We start from the raw sequence: 20,004 nt of genomic DNA on the forward strand, positions 1-20,004 counted from the left end.
GGCTCACCCGTTCATCTTAATCGCCCGCCCTGCCCCGCCTCTGGAGGCAAAGCCCTAAACCAAATGCCGCAGCGGGTGTGCCCAAGCGGGCCACGGGCTGCGGAAGAAGGCTCGCACCATCTCGGGCGTCACCTCGGCCAGGCTCACCGGGTTCCAGCGCGGGGCGTGGTCTTTATCCACCGCCAAGGCGCGAATGCCCTCCACCGTCTCGCTGGCCGCACCGGGCCGCAAATGGAAGCAATGCCGCACCATGTCGCGCTCCATGCGCAGATCGTCAGCCAGGCTCATCTGCCGCGCGCGCCGCACTTGCTCCAAGGACACGGCCATCATCAAGGGCGAGCGATGGCTCAAGACCTCCACCGTCTTTTGCGCCCACTCCGAGCCATCGGCCTGGAGAGACGCGATGATGGCCGCCACATCGGGCTGGCTGAAGTGACGATCGATGGCGGCGCGATGACTGTCCAGCTGCGCCGCAGTGCGCGGCAAGGCCAGGGCGCGCACGGCCTCCAACGCGGCTTGTGCAAAGGCGGGCGTGCCAGGCGCCACCGCCACGGCAGCCAACACGGAGGCCACGCGGGGTAGCGCGTCGGCGGGCAACTCAACATCGGCCAAAGTGGCAGCCAAGGCTTCGGCGCCCTGCAACACATGGCCGGTCAGGGCCAGGTACTCACCCAAAGCGCCCGGGCAGCGCGCCAAAAACCAGCCGCCGCCCACATCGGGGAACAGGCCGATATGGGTCTCCGGCATGGCCAGCTTGCTGCCGGCCGTCACGACCCGAAGGGCAGCCCCTTGGCTGATGCCCATGCCGCCGCCCATGCAGATGCCGTCCATCAGAGCGACCAGCGGTTTGGAATAGCCATGGATCAGGTGATTGAGCGCATATTCCTCGGTGAAAAAATCTTCCAACCGAGGGTCTCCCGCCAAGGCTGCTTGGTGAAAGAAGCGGATGTCACCCCCTGCGCAAAAGGCCGGGGCCTTTCCGGGACGACCGGCCGCTTGCAAGACCACTGCCCCGGTGTGTGGGCAGGCCTGCCAATGGTTCAAGGCGGCAGTGATGTCGCGGATCATGTCCAGCGACAGGGCGTTCAAAGCTTGCGGGCGATGGAGGGTCAACACTCCCACCGGGCCGACTTGTTCGACCAACACCGCGCCTTGTGAGCACAGCGTTGGCGTCAAAGAAGAAAGCGTCATGATCTGAGTCTAAACACGTGAAGCGCGCAGTGTAGAGCCCTTGGACGGCCTTGCTTGGCCAAGCAGGACATCAACGCCCAGAGCGCAATGCCAATACCTCATTGCTGGCCAAGGCCAGCAGCACCAGAGCGCCGCCGAGCAAGACTGGCAGGCTTGGCGCCTCGCTCGCACCCAGCCAGGTCCAGGCCACGCCCATGATGACCTCCAGCAAACCCAGCAAGGCGGCCTCTGGCGCCTTCAGCACCTTGCCCGCCTTGACGGCCAAGACGCAGGGAATGGCCAGTTGCACCACACCCAAAAAGGCAAGCAGGCCGATGTCGTGGGCAGAGGCCTTGAGCGGCCAGGCCAGCGGCAGCGTCAACAGGGCAGAGGCCACCGCGCCAATCAAAATCGCGGTGCTCATGTCCGTGGGCGCATCACTGCCCTGCTCTGCGGGTCTTGGCTTGGCGTGGTGTTGCAGCAAGGTCCACATCGCCGCACCGGCGACCGGCACACTCAAAGCGACGGCCATGCCCCACAGGTCTTGCGGGCGGCCATTCAGCACCTCGTTGGCAAACATGCCGGTGATACCCAAGCCGGCAACACCAATGGCCCACCAGGTGCGAGCGGGCAAACGCTGCCCCAGCCAGGCGCGGGCCATCAAGGCGGTGAACAGCGGCGCCAACGCCATGGTGATGAGCACATGGGCCACGCTGGTCATGGTGAGTGCCACCATGAAGGCGGTGAACATCACTGTCCAGCAGGCCCCAGAGGCCCACAACACGGCCCCGCCGTTGCGCAGGCCGTGCCACAGCGCGGCAGGGCCCTGCAGCCATGACAGCAAGAACACCAGAGCCAGCGCATTGCTGGCGCTGCGCCAGAATGTCACCTCAAAGGCCGCGGCCGAGTCCAGATGACGCGTGACCACTCCGGCAATGCTCCAGAGAAAAGTCACCAACAGCATGGTGAGGGTGGCGCGCGAATGGCTCACAGCAAGGGTTTTGTTGAGTGGGCAGAAATGAAAAAGCGACCCTGGTGGGCCGCTCTGTATTGATCAGCAATGTGCTGATCAGCCTTCCGAGCGAGAAGCGCGCTTGCGGTCGTGCTCAGACAGGTGGCGCTTGCGCAGGCGCACAGACTTGGGTGTGATCTCGACCAGCTCGTCGTCCTCGATGAATTCCACGCCGTACTCCAAGGTCAGTTCGATGGGCGGCGTGATCTTGATCGCATCTTCCTTGCCCGAAACCCGGAAGTTGGTGAGCTGCTTGGTGCGAGTCGCGTTGACCACCAAGTCGTTGTCGCGGCTATGAATGCCCACGATCATGCCTTCATAAACCGGGTCACCGGCCTTGACGAACATGCGGCCGCGGTCGTCCAACTTACCCAGGGCGTAGGTGAAGATTTCACCGGCGTCCATGCTGATCAGCACGCCATTCTTGCGGCTGGCGATTTCGCCCTTATAGGGCTCGTAGCCATCAAAGATGTTGCTGATCAGGCCCGAGCCACGGGTCAGGTTCAGGAACTCGTTGGAGAAGCCGATCAGGCCCCGCGCAGGAATGCGGTACTCCAGGCGCACACGGCCGCGGCCGTCCGACTCCATATTGGCCAGCTCACCCTTACGCTCGCCCAGGGCTTGCATCACGCCGCCTTGGTGGGTTTCTTCCACGTCGGCGGTCACCATTTCAATGGGCTCGCACTTCTCTCCGTTGATCTCCTGGAACACCACGCGGGGCTTGGAGACGGCCAGCTCGTAGCCTTCTCGACGCATGTTTTCCAACAGGATGGTCAGGTGCAGTTCGCCACGCCCCATGACCTCGAAGATGCCTTCCTCGTCTGTCTCATTGACGCGCAGCGCCACGTTGTGTTGCAGCTCTTTTTGCAGACGATCCCAGATCTGGCGGCTGGTCACATACTTGCCTTCGCGGCCGGCCAGCGGGCTGGTGTTGACGCAGAAATTCATGGTCAAGGTGGGTTCGTCCACCTTGAGCATGGGCAGGGGCTGGGGATTGGCCGGGTCGGTCAGAGTCACGCCGATACCGATGTCCTCAATGCCGTTGATCAACACGATGTCGCCAGGGCCGGCTTCGGTGACCTGCACGCGGTCCAGACCATGGAACTTCAACACTTGGTTGATGCGGCCCTTGACGGCCTTGCCGTCCGGCCCTTCCATGACCACCACATCCATGGCCGGCTTGATGGTGCCGGTGCTGATGCGACCCACGCCAATACGGCCGACGAAGGTGGAGTAGTCCAGCGAAGAGATTTGCAACTGCAGAGGCGCATCAGCGTCACCGGCATTGGGCGGCACGTGCTTGAGCACGGTATTGAACAGGGCCGACATGTCCGGGCCCCACTTCTCACCGGGAGCGCCCTCTTCCAGTGATGTCCAGCCGTTGATGCCGGAGGCATAGACGACAGGGAAGTCCAACTGCTCGTCCGTGGCACCCAGCTTGTCGAACAGGTCGAAGGCCGCGTTGATGACGGCGTCTGGCTTGGCACCCGGCTTGTCCACCTTGTTGACCACGACGATAGGCTTCAGGCCCAAGGCCAAGGCCTTTTTGGTCACGAAGCGGGTTTGCGGCATCGGGCCTTCTTGGGCGTCGATCAGCAGCACCACGCCGTCGACCATGGACAGCGCGCGCTCGACTTCACCGCCGAAGTCCGCGTGGCCCGGGGTGTCCACGATGTTGATGTGGGTGCCTTCCCAGCTCACGGCGCAGTTCTTGGCCAAGATGGTGATGCCGCGTTCTTTTTCGATGGCATTGCTGTCCATCACGCAGTCGATGACCTTCTCGTGGTCAGCAAAGGTGCCGCTTTGGCGCAGCAGTTGGTCCACCAAGGTGGTCTTGCCATGGTCCACGTGGGCAATGATGGCGATGTTGCGAATCTGTCGGCTCATGAGCGGCTCTCGAAAAGAAAAAATCAAAGGGTCAGCAAGGCCTGGACCTCAGTCGGGCTGAGCAGGCGGTCGGCGATCAACTCGCCGGCAGTGATGTGAGCGCCGCCCAAAAAGGCGGCGGGTTCGGGGCCGTAAACGCGCACGGCCGGCGCATCCGGTTGCACCACACGGCGGCGCAGCCCAGAAAGGAATCTGCCCGCCTCTTCGGCGGCCAGACGAATGGCAGGCCAATCAGCCACCAAAGCATCTGGCGGCATCAGGCGAGCATCTCGTTGTTCTTCGGTCCATTCGGCCAAGGTCTCAAGCGTCACGGCGTGCGCAATGTCCAAAGGACCGCTGCCCACGCGACGTAAGCCCGCCAAATGTGCACCGCAGCCCAGGGCTTCGCCAATGTCTTCGGCCAAAGTGCGGATGTAGGTGCCTTTGCTGCAACGCACGGTCAGGGTCAGGAGATGGGCTTCATCCTGCCAGCCGGTGATGACGATGTCATGAATCGTGACCTGGCGAGGCGCGCGCTCGACCTCAATGCCCTGCCGCGCATACTCGTAGAGCGGTTTGCCGTCTTTCTTCAAAGCCGAGTGCATGGGCGGCACCTGCGACTGCAGGCCTTTGAAGCGCTCGCAAGCCTGCTCAATGCCCTCTTGTGTGACTTGCACAGGCCGCTCTTCGATGACCTCGCCTTCCATGTCACCGCCCACGCGGCGCTGGCCGAGGCGCAGCTGAGCCACGTAGCACTTGTCAGCGTCGAGGCTCACTTGAGAAAACTTGGTCGCTGCCCCAAAGCACAAGGGCAACAAGCCGCTGGCCATCGGGTCCAAGGTGCCGGTGTGCCCGGCCTTCTCGGCGCGGAACAGGCGCTTGGCCTTCTGCAAGGCGTCGTTACTCGACAAGCCCACCGGTTTATCGAGCAGCAGCACGCCGTGCACCGCGCGGCGGGGCACTCTGGGGCGTTGGGGCTGGATCGGCTTGAGGGGCTTCATGAACGAGAGGTCGCTGGCGCAACAGGGGGGCTGTGAGAACTGCGTGAGGCAACAGACGCAGTGCTCGCATGCCTTCAGTCCTTGGCGCGGCTGGCGTTGGCTTTGTGAATCAAGGCGCTGAGGTCAGCAGCGCGTTCAATGGTTTTGTCAAACTTGAAGTGCAAGGTCGGCACGGTGTGAATGGCCAGCCTCTTGAACAGGCCGTTGCGCACAAAGCCAGCGGCCTCATTCAAAGCGGTCTCAGACTCCACCGGATCACCGATCAGCAGAGAGAAAAACACCGTCGCGTGGGCATAGTCCGGCGTGACCTCCACCGCATTGATGGTGGCCATGCCAATGCGCGGGTCTTTGAGGTCGCGCACCAGTTCAGCCACATCGCGCTGGATCTGGTCGGCCACTCGGAAACTACGGTTGGGAATGTTGCGTTTATGTCGCATAAAGGGGTTCCCTTTTGGGGGCTTGCGCCAAGCAAAAAACCCCGCCAGGCACGGCGGGGTTTCCCGGATGTGCAGCTCCGACTTTAGAGGGTCCGTGCCACTTCCTTGACTTCGAAGAACTCCAGCTGATCACCTTCAGAGATGTCGTTGTAGTTCTTGAGCTTGATACCGCACTCGAAGCCTTCCTTGACTTCGCGCACATCGTCCTTCAGACGCTTCACCGAGTCGACTTCGCCGGTGTAGATCACCACGTTCTCACGCAGCAAGCGGAAGCGGGCGTTGCGAGTCACCATACCGTTGGTGATCATGCAACCTGCCACCGTGCCGATCTTGGAGGCGACAAACACCGTCCGGATCTCGGCCATACCGATGATTTCTTCCTTCTGCTCTGGCGCCAGCATGCCGCCCATCGCCGCCATCACCTCATCCACAGCGTCGTAGATGATGTTGTAGTAGCGCAGGTCAATGCCTGAATGCTCAGCCAACTTGCGGGCTTGCGCATCTGCTCGGGTGTTGAAGCCGATGATGATGGCCTTGGAGGCGATCGCCAAGTTGACGTCCGACTCGCTGATGCCACCGACCGCTGCGTGAACGATCTGCACTTTGACCTCTTCGGTCGACAGCTTGAGCAGCGAAGAAGCCAATGCTTCTTGCGAGCCTTGCACGTCGGCCTTGATGATCAGCGGCAAGGCCTGTGCAGCGCCCTGACCCATGTTCTCGAACATGTTTTCCAGCTTGGCGGCTTGGCGCTTGTTCAGCGTCACTTCGCGATACTTGCCTTGACGGAAGGTGGCGATTTCACGCGCACGACGTTCGTCAGACAGAACCATGAAGTCGTCGCCAGCCTGCGGCACTTCGGTCAAGCCTTGGATTTCCACCGGAATGGAGGGGCCGGCCTCTGCAATGTTTTTGCCGTCTTCGTCCAGCATGGCGCGCACGCGGCCAAAGCTAGAGCCCGCCAGGATCACATCACCACGCTTCAAGGTGCCGGACTGGATCAGCACGCTGGCCACAGGACCACGGCCCTTGTCCAGACGCGCTTCAATCACGATACCCTTGGCCATGGCTTCCGTTGGAGCCTTCAACTCCAGCACTTCGGCCTGCAGCAGTACTTGCTCCAGCAAATCGTCAATGCCTTGACCGGTCTTGGAGGAGACGCCCACGAATGGGGAGTCACCACCAAAGTCTTCGGGCACCACTTCTTCGGCCACCAACTCGCTCTTGACGCGCTCGACGTTGGAGTCGGGCTTGTCGATCTTGGTCATGGCCACGACGATGGGCACGCCCGCCGCCTTGGCATGGTGGATGGCTTCCTTGGTCTGAGGCATCACGCCGTCATCCGCAGCCACCACCAAAATGACGATGTCGGTCGCCTTGGCGCCACGGGCACGCATGGCCGTGAAGGCCGCGTGACCTGGGGTGTCCAGGAAGGTGATCATGCCGCGTGGAGTTTCCACGTGGTAGGCGCCAATATGCTGGGTAATGCCACCGGCTTCGCCAGCGGCCACACGGCTGCGGCGGATGTAGTCCAGCAGCGAGGTCTTGCCGTGGTCCACGTGGCCCATCACGGTCACCACAGGGGCGCGAGACAGTGCCTCGCCGGACGCAGCGGCTTGCTCCTCCTCGGAGAAGGCTTCCGGGTCATCCAACTTGGCAGCCAACGCCTTATGGCCCATTTCTTCCACGACGATCATCGCGGTTTCTTGGTCCAGCTGCTGGTTGATGGTGACCATCTGACCCAGCTTCATCAATTGCTTGATGACCTCGCTGGCCTTGACCGCCATCTTGTGAGCCAAATCGGCCACCGAGATGGTCTCAGGCACGTGCACTTCTTGCACCACCGGCTCGGTCGGCGCCTGGAAGTTGGAGTTTTGCTGGTCGCGAGAGTCACCCCGACGGCCACCACGTGGGGCCTTCCAGCCTGCGCGGCCGGCGTTGGCGTCGGTGCGACCACCCTTGGTGGGGGTTGGGCCGCCTCGCTTTTTGGCTTCATCTGCCCAGCTCGAAGACAGCTTCTCGGACTTGACCGATTTCTTGTCGCCCGGCTTGGCGGCTGCGCCGGCAGCACCAGCGGGCGCAGGCGCCCCGGCCACCGGCTTGGCCTTATGAATGGTGCCCTTGATGCCTTCCTTGGGCTCAACGGGCTTAGGCTCTTCAGGCTTCTTAGCGATCATGACTTTGCTCTTACGAGCCATCATGTCGCGAATGGCAGAAGCCTCAGCCTCCGCAGCCTTGCGGCGGCGTTCCAGGTCAGCAGCGCGCTTTTGCTCTTCAGCTTCGCTCTCGCCCGCCTTCACGACGCGCAACACAGGTTTCGGAGCCTCCTTGGGAGGCTCAACCACTGGCACGGGTGCAGGCACAGGAGCGGCCGGCGCAGGGGCCGCAGCAGCTGAATCTGGCGCAGATTTCTTGGCTGCCGCAGCAGCAGCCTTGGCCAGAGCCGCAGCAGCTTCAGCAGCCGCAGCGTCAGCAGCAGCCTTGGCGGCGGCGGCTTCAGCGGCAGCCTTCTCGGCAGCTTCGCGGTCGCGGCGCTCTTGCTCTTCGCGCTCTTCGCGAAGGCGGCGCTTCTCGGCCAACTCTTCCTCTTGTCGACGAATCTGCTCAGCTTGGAGACGAGCTTCCTCTTCGCGACGCGTCAGTTCGGCCTCGTCAACCTGAGGCTCATCCGACTCGTGCTCCATCTCGGCACCGGCCGGTGCGTCATCGCGCTTGACGAACACGCGCTTCTTGCGCACTTCAACTTGAATGGTGCGCGCTTTGCCGCTGGCGTCAGCCTGCTTGATCTCGCTGGTGGACTTGCGGGTCAGGGTGATCTTTTTGCGATCAGCGCCCGTGGTGCCATGCGAGGTACGGAGGTAGTCCAGAAGGCGTTCTTTGTCCGACTCAGTCAGCGAATCGTCCGGCGAACTCTTGGCGACGCCGGCCGACTGCAACTGATCCAGCAGTGTTGCAGCGGGGCGATTCAGCTCCGTTGCCAGTTGAGCGACGGTGGTCACTGCCATGCTTTAATTTCCTTGATCTTGATGCCGTGTGCGTGGTGTGCGAGGGGCCGTGTTCAGTTGAACCAGTGCTCACGCGCCTTCATGATGAGGGCCTTGGCTTGTGCCTCATCCACGCCGGTCATCTCGACCAGTTCATCGACTGCCAAATCAGCCAGATCGTCGCGGGTATGAATCCCGCCATCGGCCAGTTTGCCAATCACATCGTGATTCAGTCCTTCGAGGTCACGCAAATCTTGCGAGACTTCATCGACCTTTTCTTCACGGGCGATTTCCATGGTCAGCAGCGCATCCTTGGCGCGATTGCGCAACTCACTGACCGTGTCTTCATCAAAGCCTTCGATCTCCAGCATTTCTTGCAGGGGAACGTAGGCCACTTCTTCGAGGCTGGTGAAGCCTTCGTCGATCAGCAGATCGGCGACTTCAGCATCCACATCCAACTTATCGACGAAGAGCTTGCGGATCGAGCCGGACTCTTCGGCTTGCTTGGCCGCCGATTCTTCAGCCGTCATGATGTTGATGCGCCAGCCGGTCAGCTCGGACGCCAAGCGCACGTTCTGGCCGCCACGGCCAATTGCGATGGCGAGGTTTTCCTCGTCCACCACCACGTCCATGGCGTGCTTTTCTTCATCGACCACGATGGACTGGACATTGGCCGGGGCCAAGGCACCGATCACAAACTGGGCCGGGTCTTCAGACCACAGCACGATGTCCACACGTTCGCCCGCAAGCTCATTGGTCACCGCCGTCACGCGCGAGCCGCGCACACCGACGCAGGTGCCGATGGGATCGACGCGCTTGTCGTGCGAGATCACCGCGATCTTGGCGCGAGAGCCGCTGTCGCGAGCGCAGCTCTTGATCTCCAGCAAACCCTGCTCGATCTCGGGCACTTCTTGGGCGAACAACTCGACCATGAAGCCAGGCGCCGAGCGCGACAGCATGATTTGAGGGCCACGCGCGGCGGTGTCGATGCCAGCGATGACCGCGCGCACACGGTCACCGGAGCGGAGGTTCTCTTTCGAGATCATCTCGCCACGCTTGAGGCGGCCTTCGATGCGGCCAGACTCGACGATCACATCGCCCTTGTCCAAACGCTTGACGGTACCCACGAAGATCTTCTCGCCACGCGACAGGAAGTCATTGAGCAATTGCTCGCGCTCAGCGTCACGGATCTTTTGCAAGATGACCTGCTTGGCCGCCTGCGCACCGATACGACCGATGGGCACGGACTCCATGCCCTCTTCGATGTGGTCGTCCACCTCGATATCGGGAATCTGCTCTTTAGCTTCGAACAGCAGAATCTCTGCGTCGGGAATCTGCAAACCGGCTTCGTCCGGCACCACATGCCAGCGACGGAAGGTTTCATATTCGCCGGTATCTCGGTCGATGGCGACGCGGATGTCCACCTCACCACCATGCAGCTTCTTGGTCGCAGAAGCCAGCGCCGACTCAACGGCTGCGAACACCACATCACGATCGACGCTCTTTTCGCGCGAGATCGCATCCACCAACATGAGCATTTCGCGGTTCATTCTTCTTGACCTCCGTCATCTTGGTTGCCAGCCGCTGTCTCTTCAGCAGCGGGAGCGCCCTTGCCACGGCGCCCCTTGAAATCGAGCACAGGCACCAGCCGGGCTTCACGAACTTCATCGAATGCGAAGTTCAGCACCTGGTCAGCCTTGCCATCATTGAAATGCAGCGTCCAGCCCTCGCCAGACTCCGCGGCCTGCAATTGGCCTTGATACTTCTTGCGCCCTTGGAAGGGCAGCTTGAGCGTGATTTGCACCAACTCGCCCAAAAAACGCGCATAGTGCTCGGGCGTCTTCAGCGGCCGGTCTAGACCGGGCGACGACACCTCTAGCCGCGCGTAATCTGCGCCCTCCACTTCCAGCACGTACTGGAGTTGCCGGGTCACGACTTCGCAATCTTCAACGATCACGAACTCCTGCCCGCCGGTGGGGTAAACAGTGCCTGGAATGCGGTCGATAGTGACGCGCAGCAAACCGCCCGCGGCACGTTCGATGTCCACGAGCTCGTAGCTCAATCCGGTGACCGTCCTCTCGACGGTTTGATTCAAACTCATTAAAAACGGGTCGCGCAAAAAAATGGGCTGGATGAATCCGCCCAAGTAATGGAATTCTAGCGAAGCGCTGATTGTAGCCCGTGGCATGGCCTCCAGCAAGATGGCGTGCGAGAATCCTGCTTGAATCAACAGAATCTGGAGATGGCATGGGATTTCTCGCTGGCAAGCGCCTCTTGATCACAGGCGTGCTGAACAACCGCTCTATCGCCTATGGCATTGCTAAGGCTTGCCACCGTGAAGGTGCCGAGTTGGCCTTCAGCTACCAAGGTGAGCGCTTCAAAGACCGCATCACCGACACTGCCGCAGAGTTTGGCTCCAAACTCGTCTTTGAATGCGATGTGTCTGACGACGCACAGATTGAACGCATGTTTGCCCAGTTGGGCGAGCATTGGGATCAGTTTGACGGCTTTGTCCACGCCATCGCCTTTGCACCGCGTGAAGCCATTGCCGGCGACTTTCTGGACGGGCTGACGCGCGAAAACTTCCGGATCGCGCATGACATTTCGTCCTACAGCTTCCCGGCCATGGCCAAGGCTTCGGTCAATATGCTGCGGCCCGGCGCATCACTGCTGACATTGAGCTATTTGGGTGCCGTCAAGTACGTGCCAAATTACAACACCATGGGCCTGGCCAAGGCCTCTCTGGAAGCTGGGGTGCGCTTCTTGGCCCAAAGCCTCGGTGCCAAGGGTGTGCGGGTCAATGGCATCTCTGCGGGCCCGATCAAGACCTTGGCGGCTTCAGGCATCAAAGACTTCGGCAAGTTGTTGGGCGAATTTGCTGCAGCAGCGCCTATTCGTCGCTCCATCACCATTGACGACGTTGGCAACGCCGCCGCTTTCTTGCTGTCTGATCTTGCCAGCGGTGTCAGCGCCGAGATCATGTATGTGGATGGTGGCTTCAGCCAAGTGGCTATGGCCGCATTGGAGTCTTGAAACCTTGAACCTGCGGTGCCAAGCGCCGCATAAAGCAAAAGCCCCGAGCATGCTCGGGGCTTTTTTGTGCCCGCCGCATCGGCAGGCTCATCTCCTCACCTCCTGGTGTGCACGCAGAGCCAAAGCGCCTGCGCGCGCACTCAGAAAGATCAGCCGTGCTTCTTGTCGAAGAACTGCTCGTCTTCGGTCGAGCCCTTCAGGGCAGCCGTTGAGGCTTCGCGCTCGATGGTCGTGGTCACGGAGTCGAAGTAACCGGTGCCCACTTCGCGCTGGTGCTTCACAGCAGTGAAGCCACGCTCAGCGGCGGCGAATTCAGCCTCTTGCAGTTCCACAAAGGCGCTCATGTTGTTACGAGCATAGCCGTAGGCTAGGTTGAACATCGAGTAGTTCAGGCTGTGGAAACCGGCCAAGGTGATGAACTGGAACTTGTAACCCATGGCGCCCAACTCGCGTTGGAACTTGGCAATGGTGGCGTCGTCCAGGTTCTTCTTCCAGTTGAAAGACGGCGAGCAGTTGTAAGCCAGCAGCTTGCCGGGGAACTTGGCATGGATGGCATCAGCGAAAGCCTTGGCGAACGCCAGGTCAGGCTTGCCGGTTTCGCACCAGATCATGTCGGCGTAGGGCGCGTATGCCAGTCCACGGCTGATGGCTTGATCCAGACCGTTCTTGGTGCGGTAAAAGCCTTCCACAGTGCGCTCACCGGTGCAGAAAGGCTTGTCGTTGTCGTCGATGTCGCTGGTGACCAAGTCACCGGCTTCAGCGTCAGTACGAGCCAACAACACGGTCGGCGTGCCCATCACGTCAGCAGCCAAACGAGCAGCCACCAACTTGGCCACAGCTTCGCGGGTGGGCACCAAGACCTTGCCGCCCATATGACCGCACTTCTTGGCTGCAGCCAATTGGTCTTCGAAGTGGACGCCAGCAGCACCCGCTTCGATCATGGCCTTCATCAGCTCAAACGCATTGAGCACGCCACCGAAACCAGCTTCGGCATCGGCCACGATAGGCGCGAAGAAGTCAGTGTCGCTCTTGCCTTCAGACCACTGAATTTCATCAGCACGCTTGAAGGTGGCATTGATCTTCTTGACGACCTTTGGCACCGAATCCACAGAGTACAAAGACTGGTCTGGATACATCTCGCCATTGCTGTTGGCATCACCAGCAACTTGCCAGCCAGACAGGTAAATGGCCTTCAGGCCAGCCTTCACTTGCTGCATGGCCTGGTTACCCGTCAAGGCGCCCAAGGCATTGATGAAAGGCTCGGTGTTGACCAAGTTCCACAGCTTCTCGGCACCGCGCTGGGCGAGGGTGTGCTCAATCTTGAGCGAGCCACGCAGGCGAACCACGTCTGCGGCTGTGTAGCCACGGGAAATGCCCTTCCAGCGAGGATTTTCAGCCCAATCTTTTTCGAGGGCGGCGATTTGCTGTTCGCGGGTCTGTGCTGTCATGTGAAGCTCCTTGATGATCAATGAAAGAGGCGAAGAAACTGATGCATAGCGTACGCCTAGTGCGCTTACATGGGAAGACTTATGTCTTATATAAGACATATCTTTGATTCATTGAAAATCAAAGACTTAGCAGTTATTTTCCACGATATGAGAATTCTACTTTCACTATGAAAAATTTTGCTGCGGCGCAGCACGCAAACATCCTGCAATGCGAAAAATTATTTTGCAATGCGGTATTTGATCGTGGTGCCAAGGTGCCACACGATAGCGGCGCCATCGTCCGTACCCCTAGTGGTACCTTCCTATCACAAACAGGACACAAGACCTCGCCAACCGTTACAAAAGACTGCTAACCCGGCGCAATGGCACACCTATAGTGGAAGCTTCACACAACAGCGCCCTGCGAGTACCACAAGCACCTGACAGGGCAAAGGAGGTCTTCAGTGATCAATAGATTCCATGCGGGCTTAGTCAATCGCCCCTTGCGCGAACTGTCTCCCATTGAGTTTGAAGTGGTCGATTTCGACAGTGCCCGAGAAGCCTGGGCCACGCCCAGAAGCGCATCCACGGCGCCGAATGCCCCACTTCCTGTCGCCACAACTCAGACTTGGGAGGATCGTCGTCATGCCGCATCGCCAGAGGGCGTTGTGCCAACAGCCGACGCCTTGCTGTGGTTTGCCAAATTGCCGGAACCCATCCGACCCAAGCAGTTAATGCAGCAGTTCCCACGGGTCTTGAACCGCATTGCCGCACATTGGCCCCAACGCCCCGAATGCCTGAGCGTTTTGGAAGACCTGCTGATCGACCGTCGCGGCACTCGCAGCGGCTTCGCCCCACCCATCGCGGAAGAAATCGCCCGACTGAGGGACTATCGGGTGCTCGAGCGCTAGCCGAATCGACCAACATGAAAAAGGGGCCCCGAGTGGGGCCCCTTTTCTATGGGTTGGCGGAGACGGAGGGATTCGAACCCTCGATGCGCTTTTGGCGCATACTCCCTTAGCAGGGGAGCACCTTCGGCCACTCGGTCACGTCTCCAACCTAAGCTCGAATTCTAACCTGAATTAGGAGCCAATTTTTGCACCGGCAGCATTTGGATCATCAAGATCAAATGCTTTGTGCAGGGCTCGCACGGCCAACTCCATGTACTTCTCGTCGATCACGACGGAGGTCTTGATTTCGCTGGTGGAAATCATCTGGATATTGATCCCCTCCTCGCTCAACGAGCGGAACATCTTGGACGCGACGCCGACGTGGCTGCGCATGCCAATGCCCACGATGGAGACCTTGCAGATCTTGTTATCGCCCACCACTTGCGCGGCGTTGGTGGCCGGTTGCACTTGAGTCTTGAGCAAATCCAGCGTGCGCTGGTAGTCGTTGCGATGGACGGTGAACGAAAAATCAGTCTTGCCGTCGTTGGACACATTTTGAATGATCACGTCCACATCGATATTGGCATCGGCCACGGCCCCCAAGATTTGCGAGGCGATACCGGGCTTGTCAGGAACACCCATCACAGTGACCTTGGCTTCGTCACGGTTGAACGCAATGCCCGATACAACGGCTTGTTCCATGTTCTCGTCTTCCTCGAAAGTGATCAGTGTGCCTGACTTGGCTTCTTCGTCGATGTTGATGTCCCAGGGGGTGAAGCTCGACAGCACGCGCAGTGGCACGCGGTACTTGCCCGCAAACTCCACCGAGCGGATCTGCAGCACCTTCGAGCCGAGGCTGGCCATTTCCAGCATCTCTTCGAAACAAATGGTGTGCAGGCGCTTGGCCTCCGGCACGATGCGTGGGTCAGTGGTGTAGACGCCATCCACATCGGTATAAATCAGGCACTCAGCGGCCTTCATGGCAGCGGCGATGGCCACGGCGGAGGTGTCTGAGCCCCCACGGCCCAGGGTGGTGATGTTTTGTGCATCATCCATGCCTTGGAAGCCGGTAATGACCACCACTTTGCCAGCGCTCAGGTCGCCGCGGACTCGCCGGTCATCGATGCTTTCGATGCGAGCCTTGGTGTATGAAGCATCCGTACGCACCGGCACTTGCCAGCCCGAATAGCTGACGGCGTCCAGCCCTTCGGCCTGCAGTGCCAGAGCCAGCAGGCCCACCGACACCTGCTCGCCTGTGCTGGCAATCATGTCAAGCTCGCGCAACATTTGCGGCGTCTGCGCGGCTGGGGAAACCTCTTTGGCCAAACCCAGCAAGCGGTTGGTTTCACCACTCATGGCCGACGGAACGACGACCATCTGGTGCCCTGCACGGTGCCACTTGGCGACGCGCTTTGCGACATTGCGGATGCGCTCGGGAGAGCCCATCGACGTGCCGCCGTATTTGTGAACGATCAATGCCATGGATATGCGGAAATGACTGCTTTCGCGGGAAGTGACGCACCGCAGCAGCGCCGCAGTCGTCCACAACCCTCTATTCTAACTGTTGCAATGCAGCAAATTTTTAGACAGTCGACGGCACATCCGCCGATTCGGGGTGCCAATGCAACACCAACTGCGGCTCGCCCCTTGGGGCACAGCAACGCGCATCCATACCCAATCCAGGCACAAACACCAGCTGATCGCCCTGCCAGACCAGCGGGCCAATGCGCGCCCATTGCGGAACACCCAAAGCCTGAAACTGCTTCTTCAGTGAGCGCGCCGGTCGTCCAGGGCCCAGTTGAAACTGCTCTCGACCCGCACGGGCAGCAAGGGTGGCACCGCACAGCAACGCAGGCCGCACACCCTGCTCTACCGTCACCGACCAGCGCAATGTGCCCCTCCAAGCCGGCAGATACTGCTCACCCGCTATGGCTTCACTGGGCCACATCACCGGATCGCCTGGAGTCGTCGCCACTGGCTTGATGGGATCAAGCCTAGCCTCTACGGAGAATTGACCTCTGTAGAGCCGAAGCTCAAGCCCATCGACCAAGGGCCAGCGTGCTTGCTGCAAGCGTGTGCCCTCATGGGTGACTCGTTGAAGCAATGTGCCGCTCACGCCGCCGTTGACCAGTTTTGTCAGCCAGTGCCGTAGAACCCAGAACCGTTGGGCAGGGGAGCACTGTCGCCAGGCCTCTGCATTCAAGCCGCGCAGGCCAAGCATAGGTTTGAGCAATTGCTCCGCCGACTCTCGAATGAAGGCATCGGCGCTGGCGGCCTGCTGCGCCACGTCGCACAAAGCCTGCTCGGCTTGCGCGAAGTTGCGGCTCAGCGCTGGCAAAACCTCAAGACGCAGGCGGTTGCGATCAAACCGAGGATCCTGATTGCTGTCGTCGTCGATGTGGCTCAAGCGCCAGCGTTTGACATAGGTGTCAATGGCGGCGCGGGGCTGTGACAGCCAGGGCCTGAGCCACACCACGCCATCCCGTTCAGCGACACTGGGCATGGCCGCCAACCCCGCCGGCCCTGCACCTCGCAGCGCCTGCAGGAGCACGGTCTCAGCTTGATCCCCCCGATGGTGCGCCAAGAGCACATGGCGGGCACCGCGAGCTTTGGCCAAGCGTGCGAGCGCCGCGTAGCGCTCGCGTCGTGCCCAAGCCTCAACACTTTCGCCAGGGCTTGGCTGACCACTCAATCGCTCAAATGCAAAGCTCAGCGGCCAGCCTTGGCGGGCCCAGCGCTTGCACTGCCCTTGAAGGTGGGCGAGCCATTCATCTGCCCCGGGCTGCAGGCCATGGTGCACATGCAAGGCCACCACCTCCACGCCTGCCGCGCTGGCTTGCCGAGTCACAGCATGCAGCAGCGCGGTGGAGTCACGCCCCCCGCTGGTGGCCACGGCCACCACGCGTCGCTCAGCGGGCAAGGGGTACCGCTCAGGCACAGCAGCGATCAGCGGGCCGTGGTGTCGGTGAAACGGCCGTAGCTCTTCAGACGGTCATAGCGCCGCTGGAGCAAGTCTTCAGTGGACAGGTCGGCCACTTGACGCAAAGCATCCACCAAACCACGCTTCAGTTGGGTGGCCATGGCTGGAATGTCGCGGTGTGCGCCACCCACCGGCTCGTTGACGATCTTGTCCACCAAGCCTAAGGCCTTCAAGCGATGGGCGGTGATGCCCAGCGCTTCAGCCGCGTCAGAAGCCCGCTCTGCGGTCTTCCATAAAATCGAGGCGCAACCTTCAGGGGAGATGACCGAATAGACCGAGAACTGCAGCATCAGCACTTGGTCAGCCACGCTGATGGCCAGCGCACCGCCCGAGCCGCCTTCACCGATGATGGTGGTGATGATGGGCACCTCGAGCTGCGCCATCTCAAAGATATTGCGTCCGATCGCTTCCGACTGGCCGCGCTCTTCGGCGCCAATGCCTGGGTAAGCACCGGGCGTGTCTACGAAGGTGAACACCGGCAGACCGAATTTCTCTGCCAGCTTCATCAGGCGCAGGGCTTTGCGATAACCCTCAGGGCGCGGCATGCCGAAATTACGCGCTGCACGTTCTTTGGTGTCACGGCCCTTTTGCTGGCCAATCACCATGCAAGCTTGGCCGTTGAACCGCGCCAGGCCACCGACGATGGAGAGATCGTCCGCGAACGAGCGATCACCGTGCAGTTCTTGAAACTCGGTGAAGATCTCGTTCACGTAGTCCAGCGTGTAGGGACGCTGGGGGTGACGGGCAATCTGGGTCACCTGCCACGGCGTGAGGCTGGTGTAGATGTCTTTCGTGAGTTGCAGACTCTTCTTGTCCAGCCGGTCTATCTCCTCGGAGATGTCCACAGCGGACTCGTTCTGCACGTAGCGCAGTTCTTCGATCTTCGATTCGAGTTCGGCGATCGGTTGCTCAAATTCGAGGAAATGTCGTTTGCTCATGCGATCCATACCTTTCCGGTATTTTCACAGGTTTACAGTGTGCCAGCGAATTCGGGGAATCCACAGACCGTCACGGGCGGTCAGTAATTGACGGGAACTGGGTCTAGGCTGCGCCAGAGGTACCACGTCGCGACAGACCGATACGGTGCCCAGCCCTCTCCTAACTCGCGAGCTTCCGCCCGCGAAACAGGCTCTTCACTGAAGTAGTTGACGCTGATGCCCTTGAGCAGGCCCAAATCATCGAGCGGCAGCACATTGGGGCGCATCAGGTGAAAAATCAAGAACATCTCCGCTGTCCAGCGGCCGATGCCGCGAATCGCGACCAGTTCCTCAATGATGGCTTCATCGTCCATGGCGTCCCATTGGCCGACATGGACTTGCTCTTGGGCAAAGTGACGTGCCAAGTCAGACAAGTATTCTGACTTGCGCGCCGAGAGCCCCACCGCCCGCAGCGCGGGTGTATTCAGGCCCAGCACCCGCTCGGGCTGGATGCGGTGCTCCGCATCTGCCACGACCGCCGCAAACTTCTCCCAAACGGACTGCGCCGCCTTGACCGAAATCTGCTGGCCCACGATCGAGCGCGCCAAGGTGGTGAAGGCATCGCCGCGGCTTTGCAAGCGGGCCTCTCCGAATTGCGGGATCAGCTTTTTCATCACGCGATCGCGCTTCATCAGGTGCTTGCAGGCCTCGTCCCAATAGGCGGGCGTGACAAACTCTGGCGACAAGTCGCCTGCAGTGTTTGCCGTCACGTCAGGCCTTTACCCAAGTCGTGCCTTGAGGCGAGTCTTTGAGCAGAATGCCGGCGGCCACTAACTCATCGCGAATGCGGTCGGCCTCGGCGAAGTTGCGCGCCGCTTTGGCCGCTTGCCGCTGGGCGATCAAGGCCTCAATGGCAGCGGCGTCCATGCTGGCGCCCGCCTTCAAGAACTCGACAGGCTCTTGCTGCAAGATGCCCAGTGTGGCGCCCAACTGCTTGAGCAGGGTGGCACTGGCGGCTGACCCGGTCTTGTTCACATCACTGGCCAAGTCGAACAGCACGGCCAGCGCCGCTGGAGCATTGAAGTCATCGTCCATCGCTGCGCGGAACGCTGCGGCCGCGGGTTGAGCCCAATTCAGCTCAGTGGACGCCTGGGGTGCCGTTTCCAAAGCGGTGTAGAGCCGCCGCAGTGCACTGCGAGCGTCGTTCAGATGGGCATCGCTGAAGTTAAACGGGCTGCGATAGTGCGTGCGCAGCATGAAGAAGCGCAGTGTCTCGCCGTCGTAGTCTTTGAGCACGTCACGAATGGTGAAGAAGTTGCCCAAAGACTTGGACATCTTTTCGTTGTCGACGTTCAAAAAGCCGTTGTGCATCCAGACGTTAACAAACGGCTTGCCCAAGGCGCCTTCACTTTGCGCGATCTCGTTCTCATGGTGGGGGAACTGCAAGTCCATGCCGCCACCATGAATGTCGAAGTGCTCGCTCAAGAGGGCGCAACTCATGGCAGAGCACTCAATGTGCCAGCCAGGTCGGCCCAAACCATAAACACCGTCGTACTTGGCGTCAGCGGGCTCTTCAGGCTTGGCCGCTTTCCACAGCACGAAGTCCAGCGGGTCGTCCTTGCTGCCTTCCACCGCAACACGCTCGCCGGCACGCAGGTCATCCAAGGACTTGCCCGACAACTTGCCGTAGCCCGGGAACTTGCGAACCGCATAGTTCACATCACCACTGGCTGCTCGGTAGGCCAAACCCTTGCTCTCTAGGGTCTGGATGAGGCTGATCATTTGGGGCACGTAATCCGTCGCGCGGGGTTCGTGATCGGGCCGACTGACGCCGATGGCACCAATGTCCTGATGCAAAGCAGCAATCATCTCGTCCGTCAGGGCGCGAATGGTGATGCCTCGCTCAACCGCCCGGCGAATGATTTTGTCCTCGATGTCCGTGATGTTGCGCACATAGGTGACGCGATAGCCACTGGCCTTGAGCCAGCGATAAACCACGTCGAAAGCCATCATCATCCGCGCATGGCCCATGTGGCAGAGGTCATAAATCGTCATGCCGCAGACGTACATGCGGACATGGCCGGGCTCAATGGGCGTGAAGGGCTCGACCTGACGGGTCAGCGAATTGAAGATGCGCAAGCTCATCGGCAGCAGGGTCAAAAAGTGCAATGTCCACCCCTGCAAAGCTCCGCGAAGAGCGCACACAGGGCGGAAAACATGGTCTGGGGCTATCGAGTCTGGTGAAGTATCGGCCTGTTGTCCCTAGGCTCGACGCGGCTCGATAGAATCA

The 20,004-nt window shown here is 60.4% G+C and carries 16 protein-coding genes and 1 tRNA gene; 2 read left to right on the top strand and 15 right to left on the bottom strand.

Annotated elements, in window-relative coordinates; all coding sequences use genetic code 11:
* Positions 1–54: 54 nt before the first annotated feature.
* From ACIQ3Q_RS06320 to rimP, 8 genes are all read right to left on the bottom strand, one after another.
* Positions 55–1,191 (bottom strand): enoyl-CoA hydratase/isomerase family protein, encoded by a 1,137-nt coding sequence (locus ACIQ3Q_RS06320; protein ID WP_396268174.1) that lies wholly within the window; start codon positions 1,189–1,191, stop codon positions 55–57.
* A 70-nt stretch (positions 1,192–1,261) separates the two neighbouring features.
* Complete coding sequence (locus ACIQ3Q_RS06325; protein WP_396268175.1) at positions 1,262–2,134, bottom strand: DMT family transporter; 873 nt, start codon at positions 2,132–2,134, stop codon at positions 1,262–1,264.
* A 105-nt stretch (positions 2,135–2,239) separates the two neighbouring features.
* Positions 2,240–4,069, bottom strand: coding sequence for a translational GTPase TypA (typA, locus tag ACIQ3Q_RS06330; RefSeq protein WP_396268176.1), 1,830 nt, complete (start codon positions 4,067–4,069; stop codon positions 2,240–2,242).
* Positions 4,070–4,092: 23 nt separating this feature from the next.
* Complete coding sequence (truB, locus tag ACIQ3Q_RS06335) at positions 4,093–5,049, bottom strand: tRNA pseudouridine(55) synthase TruB (protein WP_396268177.1); 957 nt, start codon at positions 5,047–5,049, stop codon at positions 4,093–4,095.
* 74 nt (positions 5,050–5,123) lie between these two features.
* Positions 5,124–5,486: a 30S ribosome-binding factor RbfA gene (rbfA, locus tag ACIQ3Q_RS06340; protein WP_396268178.1), complete on the bottom strand. Its 363-nt coding sequence runs from the start codon at positions 5,484–5,486 to the stop codon at positions 5,124–5,126.
* Positions 5,487–5,569: 83 nt separating this feature from the next.
* Entirely contained in the window at positions 5,570–8,488 is a 2,919-nt protein-coding gene (infB, locus tag ACIQ3Q_RS06345; RefSeq protein ID WP_396268180.1) for a translation initiation factor IF-2, read from the bottom strand.
* A gap of 53 nt (positions 8,489–8,541) precedes the next feature.
* Positions 8,542–10,017: a transcription termination factor NusA gene (nusA, locus tag ACIQ3Q_RS06350; RefSeq protein WP_396268181.1), complete on the bottom strand. Its 1,476-nt coding sequence runs from the start codon at positions 10,015–10,017 to the stop codon at positions 8,542–8,544.
* On the bottom strand, positions 10,014–10,568 hold the full coding sequence (gene rimP, locus ACIQ3Q_RS06355) for a ribosome maturation factor RimP (RefSeq protein WP_396268225.1): 555 nt from the start codon (positions 10,566–10,568) through the stop codon (positions 10,014–10,016). The genes nusA and rimP overlap by 4 nt, the downstream gene beginning before the upstream one ends.
* A 146-nt stretch (positions 10,569–10,714) precedes the next feature.
* Between rimP and fabI the strand changes: the two genes are divergently transcribed.
* Entirely contained in the window at positions 10,715–11,500 is a 786-nt protein-coding gene (fabI, locus tag ACIQ3Q_RS06360) for an enoyl-ACP reductase FabI (protein ID WP_210807044.1), read from the top strand.
* A gap of 149 nt (positions 11,501–11,649) precedes the next feature.
* On the opposite strand, the gene aceA is transcribed toward fabI, so the two are convergent.
* Positions 11,650–12,948, bottom strand: a complete 1,299-nt coding sequence (gene aceA, locus ACIQ3Q_RS06365; RefSeq protein ID WP_396268182.1) for an isocitrate lyase — start codon at positions 12,946–12,948, stop codon at positions 11,650–11,652.
* A gap of 482 nt (positions 12,949–13,430) precedes the next feature.
* Here aceA and ACIQ3Q_RS06370 point away from each other — a divergent pair, with 482 nt between their 5' ends.
* Positions 13,431–13,838 (top strand): hypothetical protein, encoded by a 408-nt coding sequence (locus ACIQ3Q_RS06370; RefSeq protein ID WP_396268183.1) that lies wholly within the window; start codon positions 13,431–13,433, stop codon positions 13,836–13,838.
* Positions 13,839–13,892: 54 nt separating this feature from the next.
* On the opposite strand, the gene ACIQ3Q_RS06375 is transcribed toward ACIQ3Q_RS06370, so the two are convergent.
* The 6 genes from ACIQ3Q_RS06375 to cysS form a co-directional block, all read right to left on the bottom strand.
* Positions 13,893–13,983 (bottom strand) — tRNA-Ser (locus tag ACIQ3Q_RS06375).
* A 26-nt stretch (positions 13,984–14,009) separates the two neighbouring features.
* Positions 14,010–15,299, bottom strand: a complete 1,290-nt coding sequence (locus ACIQ3Q_RS06380; protein WP_396268184.1) for an aspartate kinase — start codon at positions 15,297–15,299, stop codon at positions 14,010–14,012.
* A 100-nt stretch (positions 15,300–15,399) separates the two neighbouring features.
* Positions 15,400–16,755 (bottom strand): tRNA lysidine(34) synthetase TilS, encoded by a 1,356-nt coding sequence (tilS, locus tag ACIQ3Q_RS06385; protein ID WP_396268185.1) that lies wholly within the window; start codon positions 16,753–16,755, stop codon positions 15,400–15,402.
* 8 nt (positions 16,756–16,763) lie between these two features.
* The gene (locus ACIQ3Q_RS06390) at positions 16,764–17,735 is read right to left on the bottom strand and encodes an acetyl-CoA carboxylase carboxyltransferase subunit alpha (protein WP_210807053.1); all 972 of its coding nucleotides are present in this window, start codon (positions 17,733–17,735) and stop codon (positions 16,764–16,766) included.
* Positions 17,736–17,815: 80 nt separating this feature from the next.
* The gene (locus ACIQ3Q_RS06395; protein WP_396268226.1) at positions 17,816–18,406 is read right to left on the bottom strand and encodes a DNA-3-methyladenine glycosylase family protein; all 591 of its coding nucleotides are present in this window, start codon (positions 18,404–18,406) and stop codon (positions 17,816–17,818) included.
* A gap of 79 nt (positions 18,407–18,485) precedes the next feature.
* Positions 18,486–19,859: a cysteine--tRNA ligase gene (gene cysS / locus ACIQ3Q_RS06400; protein WP_396268186.1), complete on the bottom strand. Its 1,374-nt coding sequence runs from the start codon at positions 19,857–19,859 to the stop codon at positions 18,486–18,488.
* Positions 19,860–20,004: the final 145 nt, after the last annotated feature.

Origin of the sequence: Ideonella sp., assembly GCF_044358605.1 — a bacterium.
GTDB lineage: Bacteria > Pseudomonadota > Gammaproteobacteria > Burkholderiales > Burkholderiaceae_C > Ideonella.